The organism is Streptomyces sp. NPDC001604, assembly GCF_042893475.1.
Classification (GTDB): Bacteria; Actinomycetota; Actinomycetes; order Streptomycetales; family Streptomycetaceae; genus Streptomyces.
In genome coordinates this window covers 614,436-636,761 of record NZ_JBIAUY010000003.1, presented here as the reverse complement: position 1 = coordinate 636,761, position 22,326 = coordinate 614,436, and the positions used below count along the sequence as shown (strand labels likewise).

Sequence of the window (22,326 nt, the reverse complement as noted above, 5' to 3'; positions counted from 1 at the left end):
TCCGGGCAGCGGTGTGGGAAGTGCACGTCCGGCGGAACCTGCGGTATGCGGCGATGGGCGTGGTGGCGACGCTGCTCGTGTATGTCGTCCTCCTCGGTGCGTCCGTCCGGGCGGGATCCTTCGCCGAGGCCGACTGGATGTCGTCCGCCGCCGGACGTCTCCAGCCGTATGGGGCCGCCGCCGCGGAGCGGGGAGCGGCGTTCACACACGCTGTGGCACAGGCTCTGATCTGGATCTTTGCCTTCGTCCCGCTGCCCTTGGTGGTGCTCAGCCTGCTCTGGCTGGCCCGGCGGGACCAGGAGGTCTACGTGCGCCTTGCCGTCGCGCTGCTGCTGTCCGGCGCGGCCGGTCTCGGTGCTGTCGCCGTGCTGCGGGGATGGCCCGTGCGCGAGACGTCCCTGATCCGCGATTACTTGGCGCTCCCCGGTGTACACGCGGGCTGGTACGTCCTCATGGCATCGGCGGTGGCCGCCGCCACCGCCAGGACTTGGCCTCGGATCGGCGTGATGCTGATCGCGCCGGCCGCAGTCGTGGCGGCGGTAAGCACCACCGGCATCCCGCTGCTTGATGCCCTGCCGGCCGCGATCGCACCGCTCCTGGCCTGGTACGCCACGGGGCGCCTGCCTGGGCGGAACGAGGGGAAGTCGCGCGGAGCGGCGGATGTCCCTCCTGGCGTGACGCAGTTCGGGGCCGCTTCGGAGCGCGTACCGCTGCGGCGGGCGGGCTGACGACTTCCTGCCCCTCGCCGGCGCCACCGTCACCGAGGTCCTCCACTCGGCGCCCCGAGCGAGCGCCGGTGCACCTCTTCTCCACCTCTTCGAAGTCCACCTCTTGAAAGGAACAGGGGCCATGGGATTCAAGGGAGCGGAACTGGCGGTCGTAGCGCTGGACTCCGAACACGCCAAGAACGCGGCCGTCACCGGCGCGAAGGCTGCCAACCTGGCCCGTGCCGCCGTGGCAGGGCTGCCCGTGCTGCCGGGGTATGTGCTGTGCCCGCCGACCGGGCGCCCTGGGCGGCTGCCAGGGACGCGGTGCGCTCCGCCTGGCGGGCGCCGGCCGACCCGGAGGGGCGGGAGCGGCCATTGGTCGTATGCTCCTCCTCCGCGCACGAGGACACCGAGGACTCCTCCATGGCAGGGCGGTTCGAGTCGTTGCTGGACGTGCGCGGCTGGGAGGAGTTCACCCGCGCGGTGCAAATCGTCCATGGCGGTGCTGGTGCAGCCGATGCTCGCTGCTGCCGTCGGCGGCGTGATGTTCGGCGCCGACCCCGTCGAAGGCCGCACCGACCGGATCCTCATCAGCGCGGTGTCCGGCGGACCGCACCGACTCGTCGACGGCAGCACCCAGGGCGTGCGCTACCAACTGACCCGCTTCGCTCGCCTTGTGCGCACCGACCCGGCTGAGGCACGCGGCGGCTCCTGCCCCATCGACGCCGGGTGAAGTTGGTGGATCTGGCGAAGCAGACGAGCGGGCGTTCGCCGGTTCCCAGGACATGGAGTTCGGTTTCGACGCCGACGGAATGCTGTGGTTGTTCCAGTCCCGGCCCATCACGGCGATGCCCGCCAGGCCGCCGCGCGGCGGCCGTGCGGGGCCCGGTCTGGTCGCTGAGCCCCTGCCCGGGGTGCTCCAGCCGCTGGAGGAGGACCTGTGGGTCGCCCCGATGTCCCACGCCATCACCCTCGCCCTCGACATCGCCGGTGCCGCGTCCCGCCGTCAGCTGCGCAAACTGCCGCTGGTGACCACCGTGCAGGGACGCGCCGCGGCGGATCGCCGGCTGCCACGCCATACCGGCCGCCCACCCCGTCCTGGACTTCATCAACCCCGTGCCGGGGGCCCGGCGTGCGTCGGCGGGCTGGCGCATGGGCCGACTGCGCTCGGCACTGCCGCTGCTGGCCGTCAACCTCATGGCGGACGTGGACCGGCAGTTGGCCGACTTCCCCCACCCCGGGAGATGCTCAGCGGGCAGCTGCTGGACGCCATCGCATGGGGCCGACAAGTGCTGTCCTCTCTGCACGCGCAGGAGTCCCTGGCGGGGGCACTGCTCGGCCCGGGAACCGGCGCCACGGCAGCGGGGGAGGCGCTCGCGGAGCTGGTGGAGGGCCGCGGCGGGGCCTGAGCGACGAGCAGCTCATGGAACGCCGCCCCGTGCTGCTGGCCCTGCTCGCTGCGCAGGACCTGTGGGAGAGCTGCCGCCGCTCCACCGCGGCGCGGAACGGCAACGCCACACTTCACCGCATGAACGACGGCGTCTGCACCGGCGTCATCCGCCCCGCCCTGCCGCCGCACGACGTGATGCGGCTGCGCGGCTGCCTCCAGGACGCCAATACCAACCGCACCAGCGCAGTCATTCTGGGCGAAGGACAGGCCAAGCACCGAGGCTGAAGATCGGTCAAGAGTCGAGAGCCCTGCGGGCGTACCACGGAACGCGTCGCTCCGCGGTCAGGGCGGCCGCAGGCAGAGCGCGGGGAGTGCCTTCGTGCACCCGTTTGGCGTGCCCATGCTGACCGTGTCCGTCCGCCGGTTGCAAGGCACCCACAATTTTTGTCTGGACGATGCTCATCGGACTGATCCGGGCCGTCGGCCCGATGGAGTCTACTTCGTGGGCGTGACGGCGGACAGCGCTCCAGGGGCCGACCAGCACGGGCGCTTCCCAAGAACCGGCGGCCGCCCCGTCGCCGAGCCGGTCGCGCACTGGCCATAACCTCGCCGGACATTCGGACGATGAGCGACACCTCGATCGAATGCCCGGCGAGGACCGCGGGTCAACACCTCCTGTCCCAGGCGGCCTCAACTCTCTCAACGCGCAGCACCACCGGCTTTGCGCGCAGCACGTCCGTATACACCTTCGACAACCGGAGTGCGATCGCCGTCAGTAGGTGGACGCCGATGTTCGAGCCCGCGAACGCCGCGGTCACCAGGATCGCGTCGAGTGTCGTCTTGGCCGAGACCGCGTGTCGGCCGCCACCGGCTCCCAAGGACTACCGGTGAGAGCAGGCGCTCCACAGCAAAGCGGCACCCCACACCTTCAGCCGGCCGCTCGCCCGGCCTCCTCCTTGGCGACTGCTTCGCGCACGGCGGGGACGATCTCGGTGGCCCAACGGCTGAGAACGGTGAGGTCCTCCACGAAGCCGCTGGGTTCGGCGAAATTGAAGCCGGCCGCGCCGTGCTCCAGCACGGCTCCGGTCAGTTCGTCGACCCACTGCCCCACCGACCCGCCGATCCAGCGGTTGTCCTCGTCACGTGTGACGGCCAGCGGCCGGTCGGTGATGCGGCCGGGGAAGTTGTAGATCGTGCGGATCTCGCCGGGATCGCGGCCGACGGAGGCCGCGGCCTCGTCGATGATCGGCCGGGAGGTGCGGTACCGCTCGCTGAGCCAGTCCGCGATGAGGGGAGGCAGCCAGCCGTCGGCGACGCGGCCGGTCACGGCCAGGGATTTCGGGCCGGCCGACCCGGTCCAGACCAGTGGAGCGGCCACGGGCGCGGGGTCGATCTGGTTCACCCGGTAGTGCTTGCCCTCGTACGTGACCGCGGGGCCGCCTCCGGACAGCTTCCTGATCAGGACGATCGCTTCCTCGAAGGCGTTGACGGCGTCGCTGGGCGAAAGCCGCGGGACGCCCATGTCGGAGATCCGGTCCCACTGGAAGCCCGCGCCCACGCCGAGCACCACGCGGCCGCCGGAGAGCGCCGACAGCGACGTCAGCGTGCGGGCCAGCATGGGTGCGGGGCGCGTTGCCAGGTTGGTGACGTTGGCGAAGCCGGTGATCCGTTGCGTCGCACCCAGGGTGAACCCGAGAGTCGCGTACGTGTCCAGGTAGTCGCCGACGTACGGGTGGTCGAACATCGACACGAGATCAAGCCCGTCACGGTCGGCCTGCTGGACCGCACTCAGCAGATCCGGCACCTTGCCGATCCCGTTGTTCGCGCAGAAACCGAAGAAGATCTTCTCACTCATGGGCACACCTCTGGTTGCGGTTCGTAATGCGAACTTTATTTGTTCGCACTACGAACTACAAGGTTTCTCGTTGAGGTCCATGAAGACGGCTGGAACGTTGTTGTGCCATGCGATCCGGCTGAGTAGGGCGGCGAGCGTGTTCTGCTCGGCGGCGTCGAGGGCATCCGGGAGTCGAGCGATCCGGCGGCAGGTCTCGGCGTAGAACTCCTCCGCCAGTTTGCGGCCTTCCGGCGTGAACGTGACCCGGACCGCCCGCGTGTCCCGCGGGTCCGGCTCGCGCCGGACCAAGCCGTTGCGCTCGGACCGGTCCACCAGCCCGGTCAAGCTCGACTTGGCCAGGCCCAGCACTGAGCCCAGTTCGCCCATACCGTACGGCCGCGCCATCAGGACGCACAGCAACTGCCCCTGCTGTGAGGTGAGGCCGTGTTCTCGCGCCGACTCGGCATACGCGGCGTTCACCAGGAACGATGTCCGGATAAGCCCGGTCACCACTCCCAATCGGTCCTTGTCATCGCCCATTCATTCAGGCTAACAGTCGACGCGTTTTTTGTTCGCAGGGCGAACTGACCAGCTCGTCGGCGAGTGGGTCACATACGGCTCGTTCTCCCCGGGGTGTCCGCCTTTCTCCCGCTGCTCGCGCTCACGCCGTGGATGCGACGGGAGACCAGCGAGGCCTCCGAGGGAAGCCGCAGCCTGCCGAATTGTCTTCCCGGTGGCCAGGAGCCTCGGCCGGTACTCGCAGGGGACCACTGGCCCTGCCGCGCTGCTGAGTGCGGCTGGTCGGTCTGTCAAGCGAAGGGCTGTCCAAGTCCACTGAAGCCTCTGAGTCTGCTGTTCCCCCTCCGGGGCCGGTGAGCCGTCCTCGTCGGCCCAGCCGCCGCCTTCACAGTCACCAGTGCTGCGCGATCGGCTGTGCCGTCGTGGTCGGGTTTTGGCGGTTGCGTGGTTCGACAGCGGATCGGAAGGACTATCCCGAACTGCCGATCTCGGTCTGTGCGGTCGGGCTACATCGTGAGTCGTTCGTGGTGGATTCTGCTTCTCGACACCCCGATCCGACGCAGCATCCGTTGCGTGGCGAGTACGGCCGGGTTGGGGCCCACCACAAAGAACTCCCCGCGGGTGACCTCTTCCTCCGCCAGAACTGTCGAGAGTTGATTCCGGTGGAACCGTCCTACCTGGGTGGTGACCGTGAGCAGGCCTCCGCTGCGGTGTTCGTACTGCTCGAGCAGGCGGCTGTAGTAGGCGTCGTCGGCACGGCGCACTGACCACAACAGGTGGATGCGCCGTGCCGTGAGGTACTCCGCCGTCAGGCTCAGCAGCGGTGCGATGCCCGCCCCCATCCCCACCAACACGAGCGGCGTGTCATCGGTGCGCGCCTTCAGGACGGAGTCGAATCGGCCGAACGGCCCCTCCAGACGCACGGCTGTGCCCGGGACCACGGAACCGATCTTGCTGGTGTAGTCCCCGGTCTGCCGGATGGTGAAGGTCAGGACGTCATGGCGTTCGTCGGTGGCGGAGAAGGGGTGCCACTCCCGTCCGAGACCTGTGTCGTCGAAGCTGAGGAAGTAGAAGTCGCCGGGGCGGGAAGCGGTCGCCGTGCGGTGGAGGGCGATGGCGATTTGGCGGGTGGAATCGTTGAGCGCGACGTTCTCCTGCACGGCCCCGGTGAGGAAGGAGTCCGGTGCCACCCACTTCTTCCAGACGTAGGTCCCGAGCACGACCACGGTGTAGAGGTCGAAGAGGGTCATGAACCAGAAGTGCTGGTTCACGCGTCCGATCAGATGGACGTGAAGCCAGATCATGAGGACGACGACCAGGTTGAGCCGGTGGATCCACACCGAGAGCCGGCGCCGGAAGACCGTCTCAAGCCGGCTCTTCACCTTCAGTGCGAGGCGCGACCTGTCGGTCAGCCAGCCGCTCATGAACACGACGGAGTAGCACAGCACGGCCAGTGCCGCGTAGAAGCCCCAGTCTCCGAGGAGCCTTGACAGGTCGTCAGGGGCGAAGGTGTTCTCCTTGTGCAGATATGCCGGTACGAGGGCGAAGACACCGAGCATGCCGTGCAGGGCGTAGACCGAAGGCAACCCGACACCGCGTCCCAGCCAGGTCGGCCGCACGCTCAGCAGGATGGCCAGCAGCCACCAGCTGTAGGCGATGAGTCCCCAGGTGATGTACAGCCGCATGGACGGGACATCGGTGCTCTGCAGATTCAGAGCGAGCACGAGCGGTAGCGGGAAGATGAGCACAAGGCTCCACAGCAGCAGCTTTCCGCCCATCAGAAGCCCAGCCCTTCCAGCCAGGCGTTGACGTCACGGCGGGCTGCCCTCGGGTTGTTGTACACGTCGGTGCCGCGTGCGGAGAATCCGTCCAGGACGCGGGCCTTGGGGTAGTACTGGTCGAGGACGTCCAGTGAGTTGCCGAAGCTGGAGCCCTCGTGCGTGACGAAGGGGATGATCGTGCCGTAGTTCAGGTCACGGTCCCGCATGAAGGTTTGGACGACCATGGGCTGTTCGCCCCACCAGACCGGGTGGCCAAGGAAGATGGTGGAGTACTGATCTGTATCAGGCACCACACCCTTGATGGCGGGATAGATGTTCTGGCCCTCTTCTCGCTGCGCCTGGTCCACCGTCTGGTCGTAGTCAGCCGGATACGGGCGGGTCGGGACGATCTCGAAGACGTCCCCGCCGACCCTGTCGTGGATGAAGCGCGCGATTCGGGCGGTGTTCCCGACTGTGAGCTCGAGGTCGGGGTAGTTCCTTCCGGTCTTGGAGTAGTAGACGACCAGGGTCTTGTTTCCACGTCTTATTGGGCGCGACGAACGATTGACCGGTGTCGCCAGTGAGCCGGCGGCGGAGGAATTCTGCGTGTTCACGGCCAGAAGGCCCCCGAAGGAGGCTGCGCCGGCGGTGATGAGTCCGAGCAATTTGCGACGTTCCATGGCGTGGGCCTCAGGGCTCCATCTGTTCAGGCGTTTGAGTGGCGGGAGGCGAAGTCAGCTTCGCAAGGGCCGGGTAAGGATCTCCGGGCCGCAGGTGAAGTGGGCCCTGGAGTAGGCGGGGGAGACCGCCGATCTGGACATGAACGAGGTGGACGTGTCGGGGATACCGCCGCAGCGCCTGGCGGGGCCGCCCCGCTACGTGTGGACGGCAAGGCGTACTGCGCGCCACGGCGACTCGCACCGGTTTGTGACGCTGCCGGTCACGGTGGTGCACCCGAGCATCGGGCGGCGAGGACGCCGCCCGCCTCTCCCCGTTCGTGCGGCACCGCATCACCTTGCATGGCCGCTTCTCGCGCCAGGTCCGCGACCTGCCCGGCGGCCTGCGTCCGCCGCGGGACGAGACGCGGTCGACTACCAGCTGTCCGGGCTACGCAGGTGCCGCCGCGTCAAAGGGCGTCGGCCCGCTCGCGGACCATGTCAGCGAGCGGGCCGACGCTGGAACAGAGACTCGATCTCCGTGGCCGTGGCGGCATCATCTTCTTCGCCGGCAGGCTTCCTCCGACGGCCGCCGGCACCGCGGTGGCGCACGGCGAAGATCGGCTCAGGGCGAGTGCGGGCTCGATGCCGAGGCGGGCATCACCGACTCGCCTCAGTCCCGGTCAGGCGAAGTTCTTGGTGAAGAACTCGTCGAGCTTGTCGAACGGAATGCGGTCCTTGCGGTCGTACAGATCGACGTGGTCCGCGTCCGGGACGATCACGAGTTCGACGTTCTCGGGTGCCAGCGCCTGGACGTCCTCGGAGTAGTAGCGCGAGTGCGCGTCGGCACCGGCCACCAGGAGGGCGGGGCGGGAAGCGAGCATGTCGAGGTTCGACACCGTCGGGAACGCGAAGAACGCCACGGGCGTGGTCGCGGTCCACACGGTGTTGGAGTTGATCGATCGCGGGTGGTATCCGCGGTCGGTCCGGTAGTAGTCGAAGAAGCTCGACGTGATCGGGTCCGCGCCCTCGGGGAGGGTCTCGGGAAGCACGCGGTCGATCGGGGCCGGGTTGCCGTCCGCGTCGAAGGGCACCTCGTGGGAGCCCCGCGCGAAGGTGCCGTTCTCGGCGTCGATCCAGCGCTGCCGGCTGAGGTAGTCCACGACCTTCTGGCGCTGTTCGGGTGTGTAGCTGTCCTTGTAGCCGCGGGACATGCTGCGCGACATGTCGTACATCGAGGACGTGGCGACTGCCTTGATGCGGCTGTCGGTGGCTGTGGCCGTGAGAGCCATGCCGCTCAGACCGCAGATGGCCTGCAGGCCGATCCGCTCGCGGTCGACGATGTCCTGCAGTCCGAGGAAGTCGACGGCGGCGCTGAAGTCCTCGGTGTAGATGTCGGGCGAGGCGACGTCGCGGACGTCACCGCCGCTTTCTCCCGTGAAGGAGGGGTCGAATGCGAGGGCGACGTAACCGCGGCGGGCGTATTCGTTGGCATAAAGTCCCGACGACTGTTCCTTGACCGCGCCGAACGGCCCGCTGACGGCCAGGGTGGGGAGCTTGCCCGTGGCGTTCTTCGGCACGTAGAGATCGGCTGCGATCTCGATGCCGTAGCGGTTCTTGAACCGTACGGGGGTACGGTCGACATTCTCGTCCAGCTGGAAGGTGTAGCTGTCAGCCATTGTGCTCCCTTTCTCGGGCCATTGCGGGGTCGGGCGGCCGCCACCCCACCGGTCACGGTGAAGTGGAGAGCGCCACGTCACCTATGAAAACCCCATTCCGAGCGGGTAGCGAGTTACTGCTGATGGGTGTACTGGCAGTACATCCCAATCTGCGGGACCCGGCCGTACCGTCACGGTATGAATAACCATGACGAAGTCCGCGAGTTCCTCACCTCGCGACGAGCGAGGATCACTCCCGAGCAGGCAGGACTGCCCGCCGGCACCCGGCGCCGCGTTACCGGCCTGCGGCGTAGCGAGGTCGCCGCGCTGGCCGATGTCAGTGTCGAGTACTACGCCAAACTGGAGCGCGGCAGTCTCGCCGGCGTCTCACCCGCCGTCCTCGAAGCCGTCGCCCGCGCCCTCCAACTGGACGAAGCCGAACGCGCCCACCTGCTCCATTTGGCCCAAGCCCAAGAAGGCTCAGGCCCCCTTCCGCGTCCCCGGGCGCGTGGCGGCAGGCAGCGGATCCTGCACGAGAGCCTTCAGTGGACTCTGGGCGCCGTCACCGCCGGGCCCGCCTTCGTCACCAATGGCCGTCTGGACGTGCTCGCCGCCAACCAACTGGCGCGCGCCTTCTACGGCGACCTTTTCGATGGAGACCTCAGGCCGCCGAACATCGCCCGCTACCAGTTCCTCGACCCCGCAGCCCGCGTCTTCTACCCGGACTGGGACCTTGCCGCCGACATGACCGTCGACGTGCTGCGCACCGAGGCCGGCCGCAACCCCCACGACAAGGGCCTCCACGACCTGGTGGGCGAGCTGTCCACCCGCAGCGACGCCTTCCGCACCCGCTGGGGCGCCCACAACGTCACCCGCCACGGCACCGGCACCAAACGCTTCCACCACTCCGTCGTCGGCGACCTCACCCTCGCCTGGGAATACCTGACCCTGGCGGCCGAGCCCGGCCACACCCTCACGGTCTACACCGCCGAACCCGGTTCCCCCTCCGAGGAGCGCCTGCGCCTGCTCGCCTCCTGGGCCGCCACCCAGGACACCGGCTCCGCCGCACAGCCTCTCTCACGCGGCTGACCGTCCACCCGCGCAGGTGCGGTCATCACTCCGGCAATCGCATGGGCCTACGGGATTGCCGCTCGCGTTCATGACGACCGCCGCCGTACTCCTGAAACCGCCCCCCCCCAGCACCGACCAATACGCAACAGGACACATCGGAGAAACCGTGCTGACCGTCAACGCCTATGCCGCCGCCTCGCCCACCGAGCCCCTCGCCCCGACAACTGTCGAGCGCCGCGATCTGGGCCCGCGTGACGTGCTGATCGAGATCAAGTACTGCGGCATCTGCCATACCGACATCCACTGGGTCCGCGGTGACTGGGGAGCCAAGGACTACCCCGTCGTCCCCGGCCACGAGATCGCCGGCATCGTCACGCAAGTCGGCCCGGAGGTCACGCGGCACGCCGTCGGCGACCGCGTCGGCGTCGGCTGCATGGTCAACTCCTGCCGCGAGTGCGGCCCGTGCCGCCAGGGCGAGGAGCAGTACTGCACCAAGGGCCACATCCTCACCTACGGTTCGGTCGACCGCGACGGCACGCTCACTCAGGGCGGCTACTCCACCCATGTCGTCGTCGACCAGGATTTCGTCCTGCGCGTCCCCGAGGGCATCGGACTGGACGAGGCAGCCCCGCTGCTCTGCGCGGGCGTGACGACGTACTCACCGCTCACGCGCTGGGGCGCCGGTCCCGGCAAGAACGTCGGCGTCATCGGGCTGGGCGGTCTCGGCCATGTGGCCGTGAAACTTGCGAAGGCGATGGGCGCCGAGGTCACCGTCCTGTCCCGCACGTTGGCCAAGAAGGACGACGGGCTGCGCCTGGGCGCCGACCACTACTACGCCACCAGCGACCCGGCGACCTTCGAGCACCTGGCGAGCACCTTCGACCTGATCGTCAACACCGTCAGTGCCGAACTCGATGTCGACGCCTACCTGTCCCTGCTCGCCGTCAACGGCACCCTGGCCATCGTCGGCGCCACCCCCAGGTTCTCCCTCGACCGCTTCAGCCTGGTGCGCAACCAACGGGCCTTCGCCGGCTCCCAGATCGGCGGAATCCGGACCACCCAGCAGATGCTCGATTTCTGCGCCGAGCACGGCATCGGAGCAGAGGTCGAGGTCATCCCGGCGGAGCAGATCAACGAGGCGTACGACCGCGTCCTCGCCTCCGACGTGCGCTACCGCTTCGTCATCGACACCTCGACTCTGGCGACCACGCCCTGAGCACGGTCCCCGCCATCGGAGCCGGTCACGGGGACGGGGCGTCCGAGGGCCAGCCCCAGTGACACGCCGGCTCACGCTCTGTCCCCACCGCCTCGAGCGCCCCTGATCGCTCCAGGAAGAAGCGCCGACTGGTGGCGTTCTGGGCGAGAGCGAAGACCTTCTGGCGATCGAGTCCGTAGGAGATCATCCGGTTGTTCCACAAGCTCTGGTCGAACTGGCTGTGCACGGCCAGCGAGGTCTGCTGGTCGACGCTGTCCTCAACGATCTGGCGGCGAGTAGCCCTCATCAGAGGACCGGGACGATCGTGCTGGGGGCCTCCTCTTCTGCACTCTGCCCTGGTCGGCGGAGTCATCCAGGGGAGCGGGGTCTCGGCGTGGCGCTCCTCCTGTCCCGCGGGTTGCGAGATCCGCGGGTATGTAGATCATCGCACCGATGTGGGACACGCGCGGTGAGCGTGCTGCCGGCATGGCTTAGGCCAGGCTTAGGCCTGGACGTGCCGTGTGGCCTCTCTCGGCGCGAGGAGTGGCCGGGGCCGCACTGGCGGGCGTCCGGTGCGTCACAGCAGACCCAGATTCGCAACCATCGCATAGAAATAGTTGCGATGATGGAGGTTGGTTGCGACACTGGTACCGCAGGGACGGACGGCGTGAGGGGAGGCGGCTATGCGAGGCGGACTGACAGGCATGGAAGCGCTGGGTTCGTTGCTTCCTGCAGAGTCCTTGGACCGGACTGCAAGCCCTGCCGACGTCGGACACCGAGTCGGACAGGCCCGTACCCGCCGTGGACTGACGGGTGATGCCCTCGGTGCCCTCGTCGGGCTGGGTAAGGACCAAATCTCGAAGATCGAAAACGGTCGGCGCAAGATCGGAGTCCGGGAGCTGCCGAAGTTCGCGGAAGCCTTGGGTGTCTCGGTAGCCCATCTGCTCGGGCAGCCTTCCCGGCCGACCTTGGCCTTGGCTCACCGGCTGGCAGGCGACACCAGCCGGGACGAGGACAGCAACGCCAAGCGCCGCGCCCTGCAGTTGCTTGAGGTCGAGGACGTTCTGACTCAGCGCGCGGCGCCGCCTCCTGCCTTGCCGACCGCAGCAGGGCAGCAGGTTTTCGACTACGCACGCAAGGAACTGTCCCAGCGTCCGCGCAACAAGGCCGAGGCCGAACGCCAGGGCAAACACCTGGCCGAGCAAATGAGACGCCAACTTGGCCTGGGGTCGCACGAGCTGGGTGACCTGCCCGGACTGATCGAGCGGCACTTCGGGGTCGACGTAGCGTTGTCTCCGCTCGGAACTCAGACGGATGGGCTGTGCATCCACGGTGACGGTGTGGCGCTGATCGTGGCCAGCACTGACTTCTCCCAAGGTCATGTGCGGTTCACACTCGCTCATGAACTGGGCCATCACCTGCTCGGTGACCCTCGAGACGTCATCAACGAGGGCGAGCGGGACATGTTCGCGGACAATCTGCAAGAAAGGCGTGTCAACGCCTTTGCGGGCCACTTGCTGATGCCCGAGGAGGGCATTCGCGAGACCCTGAAATGGCTGAGTGCCGGACGTGTCACCGAACGTAGCCTGGTGGCACTCATGGAGCAGTTCGGCGTCTCCCTGGCGGCCCTGGTCTACCAGCTCTGCGTCATGGGCTTGATCACCTACGATCAGAGCAAGCGCCTGCGCAGCCAGAGGGTGGGAGATCTCGTCACACGCCACGCCTCGGTGGCTCCCACTGGTGCGGGGATCACGGTTCGGCAGACAGTCCGCGCGCCCGAGCGTCTCCTGAGCGCCGCGGTAGACGCAGCCCGCAACCAGCACGTGGGCCTGGGCGTAGTGGCGACATTGCTGCAACGCGAGGACGACGATGCTTTGTGGGATGTGGTGATGGAAGCTGATCCCGAGGTGCTCGTCTGACGCCGGCCAGCGCGGTGACGACTCCCGCGCCAGCAAAGCCTGCCCTGTGGTTCGTCGACACCTCCTCGCTGTTGTCCCTTGCCGCTGATGACAACTTGCGCCAGACGGTGCAGGGCGAACTGGTATCGCAGCGCCGCGTCTTGCTGGACGTCGTCGTCGACGAGCTGGACCGCCTGGCAAGCCAGGGCCCGCCGGGCATCAAAGACCTGGCGGTAGCAGCGCTGGGGCAACTCGACTGGCTCGGCGAACCCGTAGACACCGACGAGCTTGTCGCGGCGGAGCGGGTCGTGGAGATTCAGGACATCATGCGCAGCGGCAGGAGCCTGAGACATGCGGCGGAGCACTGGGCAGAGTCAGTGATCATGGCCATGGCCGAGCAGCTTCAGCAGATGGACCCGTACATGCTGTGTGAGGACTACAACGCACGCATTGAATCACTCCACCACAACCTCACGCCCTTCAGCATCCACAAGCTGCTGGCTCGCATGGTCCAGGCTGATCGCCTCGCCGCTGACGAAGCGGCTATTTTCGCAGATGTTCTCCAGGCTGCTGAACGAGGGAAGGACTACACAGCCGCGGAGTTCATATCCGGCCGGTTGGGACGTGTGGGTCAGCCCTGATATGTAGGCCGTTTTGTCAAGTGGGCGTGCATATCGGCCTCTTCCGGGGCGGGAGGGGCTGTGGTGTGGGGCCGGCGGGGGCATGTCCGGGGTGTGCGTGTCGTGGCGACGACGCGCGGTCAGCGAACGGCTGGGCCGCCGCAGGTGGGTGATCGAGCGGACAATCTCATGGCTGTCCGGCTACCGCCGACTCAGCCCCCGCTACCAACGCCACTCCCGCAACTACCTGGCCTTTCTGGGCCTCGCCGCCGCACTGTGCTGCTACAAGCGACTCATCCGCCTCACCACATAGGACACCGTCTTACGGGGAGCAGCCATGATCGGCATCCTTCCGGGTCTTCGATGTCTCCATCAAACCCGGGGCGATTCAGTCCGAGTCCTGGGTCTGGCTGAGTCGAATCGGCCATGGCCGGCTTGCGCTCTTCCGGGCTTGTCCTGCGTTGCCGAGACTCTCGCTTCAGGAAGGTTCGGGGGAGGGCGAGATGGCTGTTCAACGTGGACGGAATCCGGCTCGTCGTCGTTGGCGGGCGACAAGAGCGAAGCCGATCCTGGGCGTCGTCCAGGCCGCCGTACAAGCGATACACACAGCGCGGCCCAGCAACCAGGCGCCTGTGTCAGCGACGGCGACGAGGAAGGGGCCCTCGGAGGGGAGACAGCGTCACTCGTCAGCTTCTCGATCAGCTTGTGCCGGACCAGTTGGTAGCCGACCTCGGGAGACAGGCACGTCGTGGGCGCGAAGTCGACTCCGTTCCGGTCATGTGAGCGTCGGGACGGCTACTTTCTGCCCTACGTCGACCAGATGACGGGCGCTGTCGTTGAAGCGTTCGGGCCGAATCACCATATGCAGGGGAACGGCGGGCGCACGAGGCGTCAGTGGACGGTAGACGGCTCCCTCGTGCTTGAGCGCCGCCGCACGCCCCGGTACCACAGCGACGCCGAGGCCCGAAGCCACAAGCGCTACGAGGTTGTAGCCCGTCACGGCTTCCGCGACAAGGTCGGGGCTGAACCCGTTGGCTAGGCAGTTGGCCACGACCGAGTCGAACTCCAGCGAAGCCTTGGCGCGATCAGCCATGACGAATCGTTCCGTGGCGAGGTCTGACCACCGTACCGTCTGCTGACCTGCGAGAGGATGCTTCGTGGAAACGGCCACGCAGTAGTCGTCCGCTGGCAGGTCGAAAGTCATCGAGTCCTCCGGAGGCGTATGGCTCCTGAACACGCCGATGTCCAGGCCCGAAGTGCGCAGCATGTGCATCTGCTCCTCCACATTCAGCTCATGGATGCGGATGGAGACGGCGGGTTCCACCTCGCGGTACCTCTCGAGGAGTTTCGGAGCGAAGCCGATGATCGCCGATGGGACACATCCGATGGAGAATGCATCAGCTCGCCCCTGAGCGGCTTCGTGTACCAGGGCCGGGAGGCCCCGGTACTGCTGCAGGATGCGTCGTGCCTCGGGGAGCAGCGCCTCACCGGCGGGTGTGAGGGAGATTCGCCTGGTGGACCGGTCCACCAGCTTCTCACCCAGCTCGTCCTCCAGACGCTGGATTTGCTGAGTGAGCGGCGGCTGGGACACATGCAGCCGTGCGGAGGCCTTGGTGAAACTCAGTTCCTCTGCCACGGCCACGAAGTAGTTGAGTCGTGTCAGGCTCATCGGACATCCCTCTCCCGAACTGCGCTCACGCGGAAATGAACTGTATGCATCACCACAGTAGACTTCCGGCGGATGAGTGCTCAGATCAGGATCGCGTCGATGGCCTCTTCCAGGTGCTGAGCAGCCTCGTTGATGCGCTTCTGGTAGCTGTCGATGACGGCCCGGTCCCGCTGCAGCCCACGACGCAGCTCCGCGAGCGCGCCCTCCTGCCTCGCATGTGCAGGCCCCCCGTACACGGACCGCCGCTGTACCGACTGCGCCGGGTCGATGGTGGCGGCGATCGCCTCAGGTGCAAGGCCGAGAGTCTTGCCGAAGTAGAGTTCGGCGGCTTCATCTACGAGTTCAGACGTGACCTGATCCGGGGAGATGCCACGCTCACCGCTGAGGCGCACGACGATTCCCGTGATCTGATGAGCCGATCGCCAGGGCAGACCGGCGTTGGTCACCATGAGCCCTGCGAGATCGCTGGCGGTGGACCAGCCCTCGAGTGCGGCTTGCAGCATGCGTCCGGTTCGCGGATTGAGGGCCTCAAGCATGAGGCCAAGGTCCTTGCTCAAGGGCACGAGGTCGTCCAGCAACTCCCAGAGGAGGCGCTCCGCCTCGAACCGTTCCAGCATCGGCTGTCCGGAGGCACCGCGTTCGGCCATGAATCCGCTCATGATTGCCCCTGCCGATTTCACCGCCTGGGCCTTGATCTGCTGCGGAAGGCTCGGATTGCGCTTCTGCGGCATCACACTCGAGGTGTCACAGAAACGATCCGGAATGTCGACGTATTGGAGGTCACTCGACAGCCAGAGCTCGACATCGTCGCTCAGCCGGGCGAGGTCGGACCATACGGTTCCCGTCACCGAGACCGCTTCGAGATTGACGTCGTGGCTGATAATCGCGTCGAAGGTATTGGACATCGGCGCATCGAAACCGAGCAGGTCGGCCGTGCGATGTCGGCTGATGGGGAACTCGCTGCCGGTGAGGATCCCGGCTCCCGCCGGCGATTGATTGACCCGGGCCAAAAGTCCGAGGAGCCGGTCCGTGTCGCGGGCCAGGGCAGTGGCCCACATGCCGAACCAGTGTCCCAACGATGTCGGCTGCGCATGCTGCAGGAACGTCTGAGCTGGAAATACGACGTCGACGTGGCGTTCGGAAAGCCCGATGATGCGCTCTCGAAGATCGTTCAGGGCCGCGAGACCGTCGACGATCTTTCTCCTCAGGGTCAGCCGTCGTGAGACTTCGCCCAAATCACCGGAGCTACGCCCCAGATTGATCTGCCCTCCGATCTGCTCACCGAGATTCTGGACGAGATATTGTTCACACGAATGTTCGCCGCCTTGTGCGCGCAGCCGCGTCTCCCAGACCCCCTGGCGTTCCATTCGGCGAATCGCCTCGAAGATCTGCTTCCCGTCGCTCCGGTCGATGAGGCCCTGCTCGACCAGCATCACGATGTGGGCCTTGTCGAAGGCATGCACGGCATCGAGCGTCACACCGACCTTCTCGGTTCGATGGAACGACAGGTCCTCCAGGAGCTCCTCAGTGAGCCGTATGCCGGCGACGCGGTAGCCGCGGTAGCGCTCGGGGGGTTGCTGGAGCAAGGATTACCTCCGACATGTTTCAGGACCGGCGCAGTGACACGTCGGCTGGGTCGTCTAACGTCGGTGTCCGAGTTTGACATCTCGCGGGCGGCAGAGCACCGGGACGGGCGCAGTTTTCCCATACGATTTCGATATAACTGATTCCGTCATATTGTATTAGACATGCCGTGTCCGCCGTGAATCATTAGCAGCTAAGCATGCTGATGCCCTTGTGAAGCCACGCGGGATCGGGTCGAGGCGCAGCGATCCAGGCGGTGAAACGACTGCCAGGAAGCGGAAATGCGGCACTCGCTGAGCGAAAGACAGGCGAACAATGAAGGTGAAGCACCCGGCGCATCCAGTTCTCTTTGATGAAGCCCCGGTCATGAAATTCCACTGGCGCGTTGGTACGGCCTCGGCGACAGGCTCTCTGTCTGACGGATACGTTCTCGGCGTGAGCGGAATTGCGCTGGCAACCGCAGCCCAGTCGGTAAAGATCGACGATGTCTGGATGGGCCTCCTGGCTTCTGCGACGCTCATCGGACTGTTCTTCGGCGCACTGATAGCAGGCCGACTGGTCGACCGTTTCGGCCGCAAGCCCTTCTACGGGCCTCTTATGCTTGTCTTCGCTGTCGTTTCGCTCTTTCAGTTCTGGGTGGAGCCCGGATGGTCGCTCTTTGCAATCCGGCTGGTTCTCGGGATTCTCCTCGGTGGTGACTATGTTGCCTCCAAGGCGCTGCTGGCGGAATACACGCCTGCGCACTGGCGGGGTCGTGCGCTGAGCATGCTCGGCATTGCCTGGGCTGCCGGCTTCGCGTCCGCCTACGTCGTTGGATTGTTCCTGCGTGACATCCCCGACATCGGGTGGCGTCTCATACTGATCAGCTCTGCCGTCCCGGCCGTGATCGTCTTCCTGCTGCGACTCAACATCCCCGAATCTCCGCGGTGGCTTGTGCGGCAAGGGCAGGTGGAGCGGGCTCGGGCCATCGTTGCGGAGAAGTTTGGTCCCCATGTGGGGCTTCCCGAGGTGGCGAGTCCTTCCCGGGCGTCCACCGTGAGATCCCGCGATCTCTTCGGGGCGAGGCTCCTGCGCCACACCGTCATCGCGTGCATGGCGTACGCGGTGGGCGTGATGCCCAATTTCGCCCTCGGGACTTTCTCGCCGTACGTGCTGAAGACACTGGGGGTGCACAACTCCTTCGTCGGTGCCCTCGGTTACAACGTGTGCGTGGCGATCGGCGCTTTGCTGGGCTACTTGGTGGTGGACCGAATGGGGCGGCGTGTGCTGTTGTTCGGCGGATTTCTGATCGCCGCGCTCCTGCTCGCCCCTCTTACGTTCAGCACGAATCTCGATCCCATGGTCACTCTGGTGCTCTTCGCGGTCTTCGCCCTGGTGATCGTCTCCACGGGAAACGTGGTCTACGTGTATCCCGCCGAACTCTTCCCCACACAGCTTCGGGGCCAAGGGGTGGGTCTGGCCGTGGCGGCCAGTCGACTCGGTTCTGCGGTAACGACCTTTCTGATGCCTGTGGTGGTCGGCAGTTACGGAATCTCCGTCGCTCTCGGTGCCTGTATGGTGATTCTGATCGTCGGCGGTATCGCTGGGTTCACATGGGGCCCGGAGACGGCGAAGCAGGCGCTCGGCGAATCCGACGACTCGCAACGCACCATTGCTTCGGCTCGGAGCGTCAGCTGATTCGTGGCCTTCATCCTGGAGCCATCGGACAGCGTTCGCCACTTTCACAAGAATTCCAGTCGGACGGTGGTAAGCGGCATCGAGTTGCCGCGGAAAGGTGGCTAGTCGCTTACTGCCCGAATGCCAGACGCATTCCCATTCGGCTGAAATCCGCGCTCAGTCCGTCGGTCATTTTGGTCACGATGTGCTGTACGAGCGACGCGATCGATGTCGTTTTCCATAACCAATAGAAATTGCAGTGTAAGCCCATGAGGAGTGAGATGCGCTTCGGAAAGATCGGTGCCAGCACCGTTGCCATATCGGTAGCCTTCAGTGTGGCGGCGACCGTGCTCTCCCTGACGAATGCCGCGGCAACGGACTCGGCGGCGGTCGGTGCTACAACGTCCAAGGCGCCGAAGTTCGCGGTGAAGCCGGTTCCACTCGCCAAGCGGAACCCCAAGCTGCCGGACATCGTGGTGGTGGACGCTGGTGGCACCATCACCGCCACGGCCAAGGACCGCATCAGCTATCAGCACTACGGTCCGACTCTCCCCGGCGGCATCAAGGACGTCCTCAAGCCGCTGTACCCGGAACTCGGGAAGGTGGCCAACGTCTCGGTCGTTAAGACCGACATCACCGGGGCTTCGACCCAGACCAGCACGAAGAACATGTACGACCTCTCCCGCACGGTCGACGCAGCACTCGCGCTGCCAGGTGTCGACGGAGTGGTCGTCAACAGCGGCACCAATGTGCTCGAGGAAGACGCCTACTACCTGGACCTGACCGTACAGTCGAACAAGCCGGTGGTTATCAGCGGCTCGATGCACCAGTCGCAGACCTTCACTACCGACGGTGCGACCAACATGTTCAGTTCCATCCGGCTGGCCGCCAGTGGCAAGACCACCTGTTACGGCACCGTCATGCTGATGAACGATCAGTTCTTTGCCGCCCGGGAAGTCACCAAGACCGACGGCTACCGCATGGACACCTTCGGCGCCGGCAACTACGGCGCACTGGGCGTGGTCAACGAGGATCACATCCGTACGATGCGTGCCCCCGCCCGCGTGATGAAGTGCGGGAAGAACTCCTGGAAGACGCCGTTCGACCTCGCGACGAAGAAGGCGTCCGACCTGCCGCCGGTGGACATCGTCACTGCCTACATCGACTCCTCTCCGGTTCCGATCGAGGCTCTGGTGGAGGCCGGCGAAAGGGGCATTGTCACCTCGGGCCACGGCCCTGGCGACATCTCGACCGCGCAGGGCACGGCTGAAACGGCGGCGATCAAGAAGGGCGTGCTGTTCGTGTCGGCCACCCGGACGGGTGGGGAGGGCGCCTACGACGACGGCACTCCGGGCGTTGTCGGAGCCGCTGACCTCTCGCCCCAGAAGGCTCGGATCCTGCTGCAGCTGGGTCTTGCCTTCAGTGGCAAGGAGTCGCAGATCCGCACCTGGTTCACCACCATCGGCGACCCCGAGTTCGACTTCTCCGCGTTCCGCAAGTAGTCAACGGTGTTTCTGAGAGATCGTAGAAGCTCCTGATATGACCGGCTGGCCAGGGCTCGAGCCCTGGCCAGCCGGCACGGCGTGATCCACGAATGCTTGGCGATGAACACACCGGGTGTTGTTGTTTCATCAGGGTGTCGATCCGGCCGACGGCTTTCTTCGCGTCAATGTCAGGATCGTGGCGATCGGCGGGTTGGCGCGGGTCGATGCCGCTCGTGGTGGCTGGTCCTTGATGTGCTGCAGGCCGATGGCAGGATCCGACGCCACTTACGCTGCTCCACGCTGGATGTGCGGGTACCGAAGGGCTGCGCGCCGACATGTCGGCAGCAATGCCTCCTGGGAGGGAGCCTGGTGAAGAAATCGAACAAGAGGCGGCTGGGGTTCCGGAAGCTGACACAAGCGGCTCTGTGCGTTCATCCGGGGAAGCGCTACTACTACCGCGGGCACTGCTCTAATCTCGGGACTCGTCTGGTGAGTTCAGAGGCGATAGCGGGTGCAGAGCGGGAGGTGATCCGTTGGTACGGAGATCCGCGAGGTCACCACCGTTGCACGCCCTTACCGTCGGGACCTCGGCGTAACTCACCGGCTCGCACAAAACCCAATGTGGCGATCTTGTAGCGCTCGGGGAGGAGGTCCAGCATGAGGAATTCCTGGGGCCTCGGTGAAAGTCCGTCAAGCCGGTGGGTCGTGGTGCTGTTCAGCGGCTTGCGCGGATCATCACGGTGAGGACGGGCGAGGCCGCTGACGGCTGGCTTTGCCCGATGTCCTCGTATCCCCACGACTTGTAGAGCGCGTGGACTTTTCCGTCCCCAGCAGCCGGGTTGACCATGAGGGTGACGAAGGGCTCGTCACGTGTGGCTATGAGGGCGTCGTGGATACGCCGGGCAGTGCCGGTCTTCCGCCAGGCCGGCCGGACGCCGATCTCCTTCAGGGCTACGGCCGGACGCTCGGTGTACTTTTCGGCTGGCGTCGGGCTGGTGCGCTGCCAGTAGCGGTCGCCGTGCTCGATGGTGTTGCCGTAGGCGTAGCCGACCGGATGCCTGCCCGCGTATGCGAGGACAGCCGCGAACCCCGGCTCGGTGCCGTGTCGGTCCAGGCGTTCGCCGAACGCCGTGACCGCGTAGTTCGGCAGGTGGAGGAGCGGGGCGCGCACTTCGGCGTACACGTCGAGGAGGTCGCCGCGGGCGGTGTCGAGGGTGGTGAAGGTGCGCAGTTCGATGGCGGGCGCCGTGGTCATGCGGCCATCCTCCAGGTGGCGGCGTGCTCGGTCCAGGTCTGCACACTGGAGCTACCTGGCGCGGTCGCGCGCAGCGCGGCCCCGAACTCCTGCAGCATGCGCGTCACCCGGGCGTGCTGCGTAGCGGCCTCGGCGGGGACCCTCATCGCGGTGGCTGTGGCGGCTTCGGGGGCACCCTGGGCGAGCTGGGCGTGTGCGAGCCGGGTCGTGGTGATGGCCCGGGACCGGATCATGTGGGGCCGGAGGGCGGACAGGCACCGGTGGGCGTGGTACTCGGCGGTCGAGTAGTCGCCGAGCGCCAAGTGCGCTGACAGGGCGAGGGAGTCCAGTTCGGCCTGGTCGTAGAAGGCGAGCATCCACACCGGCCGGTAGTCGGCGGGGTCGGCGCGCAGCATGGCGTCCTGGGCCTGCTCGAAGGCACGGCGGGTGCCGGTGCGGTCCTGAGCCGCGCCGTGGATGGCTCCCTGGCGGGCCAGGCCGAGGGACGCGAACAGAGGGTCACGGCGGGTGAGGTGCAGGTTGCGGGCTACGTCGTTGGCCGCGAAGGCGTCGGCGGGACGGCCCATGTGCCGGTACATGGTGCCTGCGTGGCTCCAGATGCGGAACTTGATCGCCTGATCGCCGGACATCTCGGCGAGGGCCTGGGCCTCACGCATGTGCGTCTTGGCGATGTCGTAGCGGCGTCCGTCGATGGCAGCCCACATTGCTGAGGAACGGAACGCCGCTGCGGAGGCGTAGAGGCTGCTGCGTACCCGTTGGCTGGCGCTGCCCGCGTTCTGGAGATTCAGGGCCTCGTCGGCGAGAGCGGCGGCCCGCTGCTCGATGCCGAGTTGGCCGCCATGGCGGTGGTCGCTGGCGATGATCTCGGCGAAGCGCTTTTGTAGACGGTCGACGTCGCTCATGCCGATGCGGCGCTGGGATGCGGTGCCGGGAGCGGCCGCTGCCGCGGCGGCGGCCGCCGCGATCCCGCCGACGAGGGTACGGCGCTTCATATCGGGGGCCTCCTGCTGCGGTGGGGCTGGGGTGGACGGAGTCCGGCCCCGTGGCACGAACCCTAGAGCGATGGCGGGCAGGCCGCTGACGTCCTCAAGTGCCTTGCGGGTAGCCGATTTGGGCCACGTGACCCGGCCTGCTTTCCAGTCCCTGACCGATGAGCCGTCGAGGCCGCCGGGTCTCCCGGTCAGCTGCTCCAAGGCCCTGTTCACAGCGTCAGCAAGGCTGTTGGAGCTGTAGCCGTGTTCGGCCATCCACGCCTCAAGAACGGTGTTGCGCGTGGTGTCCATGTCCGCACGGTAGCTCGCGAGCGCCCTCTTCCACCAGGTAAAGCGGAGGTCAAATCGCCCTAGGTCCTTCCGTCGTAAGGACGGCTG

Annotated in this window: 20 protein-coding genes and 2 pseudogenes; 12 read left to right on the top strand and 10 right to left on the bottom strand. The window is 66.4% G+C overall.

Annotated features, from left to right (window positions below; all coding sequences use genetic code 11):
- Nucleotides 1-20 precede the first annotated feature (20 nt).
- From ACFY1E_RS12285 to ACFY1E_RS12265, 5 genes and pseudogenes are all read left to right on the top strand, one after another.
- Nucleotides 21-728 carry a hypothetical protein gene (locus tag ACFY1E_RS12285; RefSeq protein ID WP_389074506.1) on the top strand — a complete coding sequence of 236 codons (708 nt, stop codon included), beginning with the start codon at nucleotides 21-23 and terminating at the stop codon, nucleotides 726-728.
- A gap of 261 nt (nucleotides 729-989) precedes the next feature.
- Nucleotides 990-1,440 (top strand): annotated as a pseudogene (locus tag ACFY1E_RS12280) (PEP/pyruvate-binding domain-containing protein).
- A gap of 52 nt (nucleotides 1,441-1,492) precedes the next feature.
- The gene (locus ACFY1E_RS12275) at nucleotides 1,493-2,116 is read left to right on the top strand and encodes a hypothetical protein (protein ID WP_389074505.1); all 624 of its coding nucleotides are present in this window, start codon (nucleotides 1,493-1,495) and stop codon (nucleotides 2,114-2,116) included.
- A gap of 14 nt (nucleotides 2,117-2,130) precedes the next feature.
- The gene (locus tag ACFY1E_RS12270; protein ID WP_389074502.1) at nucleotides 2,131-2,382 is read left to right on the top strand and encodes a hypothetical protein; all 252 of its coding nucleotides are present in this window, start codon (nucleotides 2,131-2,133) and stop codon (nucleotides 2,380-2,382) included.
- A 339-nt stretch (nucleotides 2,383-2,721) separates the two neighbouring features.
- Complete coding sequence (locus ACFY1E_RS12265; protein WP_389074500.1) at nucleotides 2,722-2,988, top strand: hypothetical protein; 267 nt, start codon at nucleotides 2,722-2,724, stop codon at nucleotides 2,986-2,988.
- A 37-nt stretch (nucleotides 2,989-3,025) separates the two neighbouring features.
- Here the strand turns inward: ACFY1E_RS12265 and ACFY1E_RS12260 are convergent, their stop codons facing one another.
- The 5 genes from ACFY1E_RS12260 to ACFY1E_RS12240 form a co-directional block, all read right to left on the bottom strand.
- Nucleotides 3,026-3,952, bottom strand: coding sequence for an LLM class flavin-dependent oxidoreductase (locus ACFY1E_RS12260; protein WP_389074497.1), 927 nt, complete (start codon nucleotides 3,950-3,952; stop codon nucleotides 3,026-3,028).
- 48 nt (nucleotides 3,953-4,000) lie between these two features.
- Complete coding sequence (locus tag ACFY1E_RS12255) at nucleotides 4,001-4,471, bottom strand: MarR family winged helix-turn-helix transcriptional regulator (RefSeq protein ID WP_389074496.1); 471 nt, start codon at nucleotides 4,469-4,471, stop codon at nucleotides 4,001-4,003.
- A gap of 485 nt (nucleotides 4,472-4,956) precedes the next feature.
- Nucleotides 4,957-6,228: a ferric reductase gene (locus ACFY1E_RS12250; protein WP_389074493.1), complete on the bottom strand. Its 1,272-nt coding sequence runs from the start codon at nucleotides 6,226-6,228 to the stop codon at nucleotides 4,957-4,959.
- The gene (locus tag ACFY1E_RS12245; protein ID WP_389074491.1) at nucleotides 6,228-6,890 is read right to left on the bottom strand and encodes a flavodoxin; all 663 of its coding nucleotides are present in this window, start codon (nucleotides 6,888-6,890) and stop codon (nucleotides 6,228-6,230) included. The genes ACFY1E_RS12250 and ACFY1E_RS12245 overlap by 1 nt, the downstream gene beginning before the upstream one ends.
- A gap of 659 nt (nucleotides 6,891-7,549) precedes the next feature.
- Nucleotides 7,550-8,545 carry an alpha/beta hydrolase gene (locus ACFY1E_RS12240; RefSeq protein WP_389074489.1) on the bottom strand — a complete coding sequence of 332 codons (996 nt, stop codon included), beginning with the start codon at nucleotides 8,543-8,545 and terminating at the stop codon, nucleotides 7,550-7,552.
- Between the two features lie 177 nt (nucleotides 8,546-8,722).
- Between ACFY1E_RS12240 and ACFY1E_RS12235 the strand changes: the two genes are divergently transcribed.
- Complete coding sequence (locus ACFY1E_RS12235; RefSeq protein WP_389074487.1) at nucleotides 8,723-9,613, top strand: helix-turn-helix transcriptional regulator; 891 nt, start codon at nucleotides 8,723-8,725, stop codon at nucleotides 9,611-9,613.
- A 148-nt stretch (nucleotides 9,614-9,761) separates the two neighbouring features.
- A complete protein-coding gene (locus tag ACFY1E_RS12230) occupies nucleotides 9,762-10,811 on the top strand; it encodes an NAD(P)-dependent alcohol dehydrogenase (protein WP_389074484.1) in 1,050 nt (349 codons plus the stop codon).
- Between the two features lie 25 nt (nucleotides 10,812-10,836).
- Here ACFY1E_RS12230 and ACFY1E_RS12225 read toward each other — a convergent pair whose 3' ends face one another.
- The gene (locus ACFY1E_RS12225; protein WP_389074482.1) at nucleotides 10,837-11,097 is read right to left on the bottom strand and encodes a hypothetical protein; all 261 of its coding nucleotides are present in this window, start codon (nucleotides 11,095-11,097) and stop codon (nucleotides 10,837-10,839) included.
- A 397-nt stretch (nucleotides 11,098-11,494) separates the two neighbouring features.
- On the opposite strand from ACFY1E_RS12225, the gene ACFY1E_RS12220 reads away from it, so the two are divergent.
- From ACFY1E_RS12220 to ACFY1E_RS12210, 3 genes and pseudogenes are all read left to right on the top strand, one after another.
- On the top strand, nucleotides 11,495-12,709 hold the full coding sequence (locus ACFY1E_RS12220) for a helix-turn-helix domain-containing protein (RefSeq protein WP_389074479.1): 1,215 nt from the start codon (nucleotides 11,495-11,497) through the stop codon (nucleotides 12,707-12,709).
- A gap of 14 nt (nucleotides 12,710-12,723) precedes the next feature.
- A complete protein-coding gene (locus ACFY1E_RS12215; protein ID WP_389074476.1) occupies nucleotides 12,724-13,329 on the top strand; it encodes a hypothetical protein in 606 nt (201 codons plus the stop codon).
- 118 nt (nucleotides 13,330-13,447) lie between these two features.
- Nucleotides 13,448-13,621: pseudogene (locus ACFY1E_RS12210) on the top strand (transposase); the annotation flags it as partial.
- 462 nt (nucleotides 13,622-14,083) lie between these two features.
- On the opposite strand, the gene ACFY1E_RS12205 reads toward ACFY1E_RS12210, so the two are convergent.
- Entirely contained in the window at nucleotides 14,084-14,977 is an 894-nt protein-coding gene (locus ACFY1E_RS12205; protein ID WP_389074473.1) for a LysR family transcriptional regulator, read from the bottom strand.
- A gap of 80 nt (nucleotides 14,978-15,057) precedes the next feature.
- The gene (locus tag ACFY1E_RS12200; protein ID WP_389074471.1) at nucleotides 15,058-16,563 is read right to left on the bottom strand and encodes an argininosuccinate lyase; all 1,506 of its coding nucleotides are present in this window, start codon (nucleotides 16,561-16,563) and stop codon (nucleotides 15,058-15,060) included.
- Nucleotides 16,564-16,876: 313 nt separating this feature from the next.
- Between ACFY1E_RS12200 and ACFY1E_RS12195 the strand changes: the two genes are divergently transcribed.
- Together ACFY1E_RS12195 and ACFY1E_RS12190 are read left to right on the top strand one after the other, a co-directional pair.
- Nucleotides 16,877-18,238 (top strand): MFS transporter, encoded by a 1,362-nt coding sequence (locus ACFY1E_RS12195; RefSeq protein WP_389074468.1) that lies wholly within the window; start codon nucleotides 16,877-16,879, stop codon nucleotides 18,236-18,238.
- 260 nt (nucleotides 18,239-18,498) lie between these two features.
- The gene (locus ACFY1E_RS12190) at nucleotides 18,499-19,719 is read left to right on the top strand and encodes an asparaginase (RefSeq protein ID WP_389074466.1); all 1,221 of its coding nucleotides are present in this window, start codon (nucleotides 18,499-18,501) and stop codon (nucleotides 19,717-19,719) included.
- A 697-nt stretch (nucleotides 19,720-20,416) separates the two neighbouring features.
- Here the strand turns inward: ACFY1E_RS12190 and ACFY1E_RS12185 are convergent.
- On the bottom strand, nucleotides 20,417-20,956 hold the full coding sequence (locus ACFY1E_RS12185; protein ID WP_389074463.1) for a GNAT family N-acetyltransferase: 540 nt from the start codon (nucleotides 20,954-20,956) through the stop codon (nucleotides 20,417-20,419).
- Entirely contained in the window at nucleotides 20,953-22,239 is a 1,287-nt protein-coding gene (locus ACFY1E_RS12180; protein WP_389074461.1) for an XRE family transcriptional regulator, read from the bottom strand. The genes ACFY1E_RS12185 and ACFY1E_RS12180 overlap by 4 nt, the downstream gene beginning before the upstream one ends.
- Between the last annotated feature and the right edge of the window lie 87 nt (nucleotides 22,240-22,326).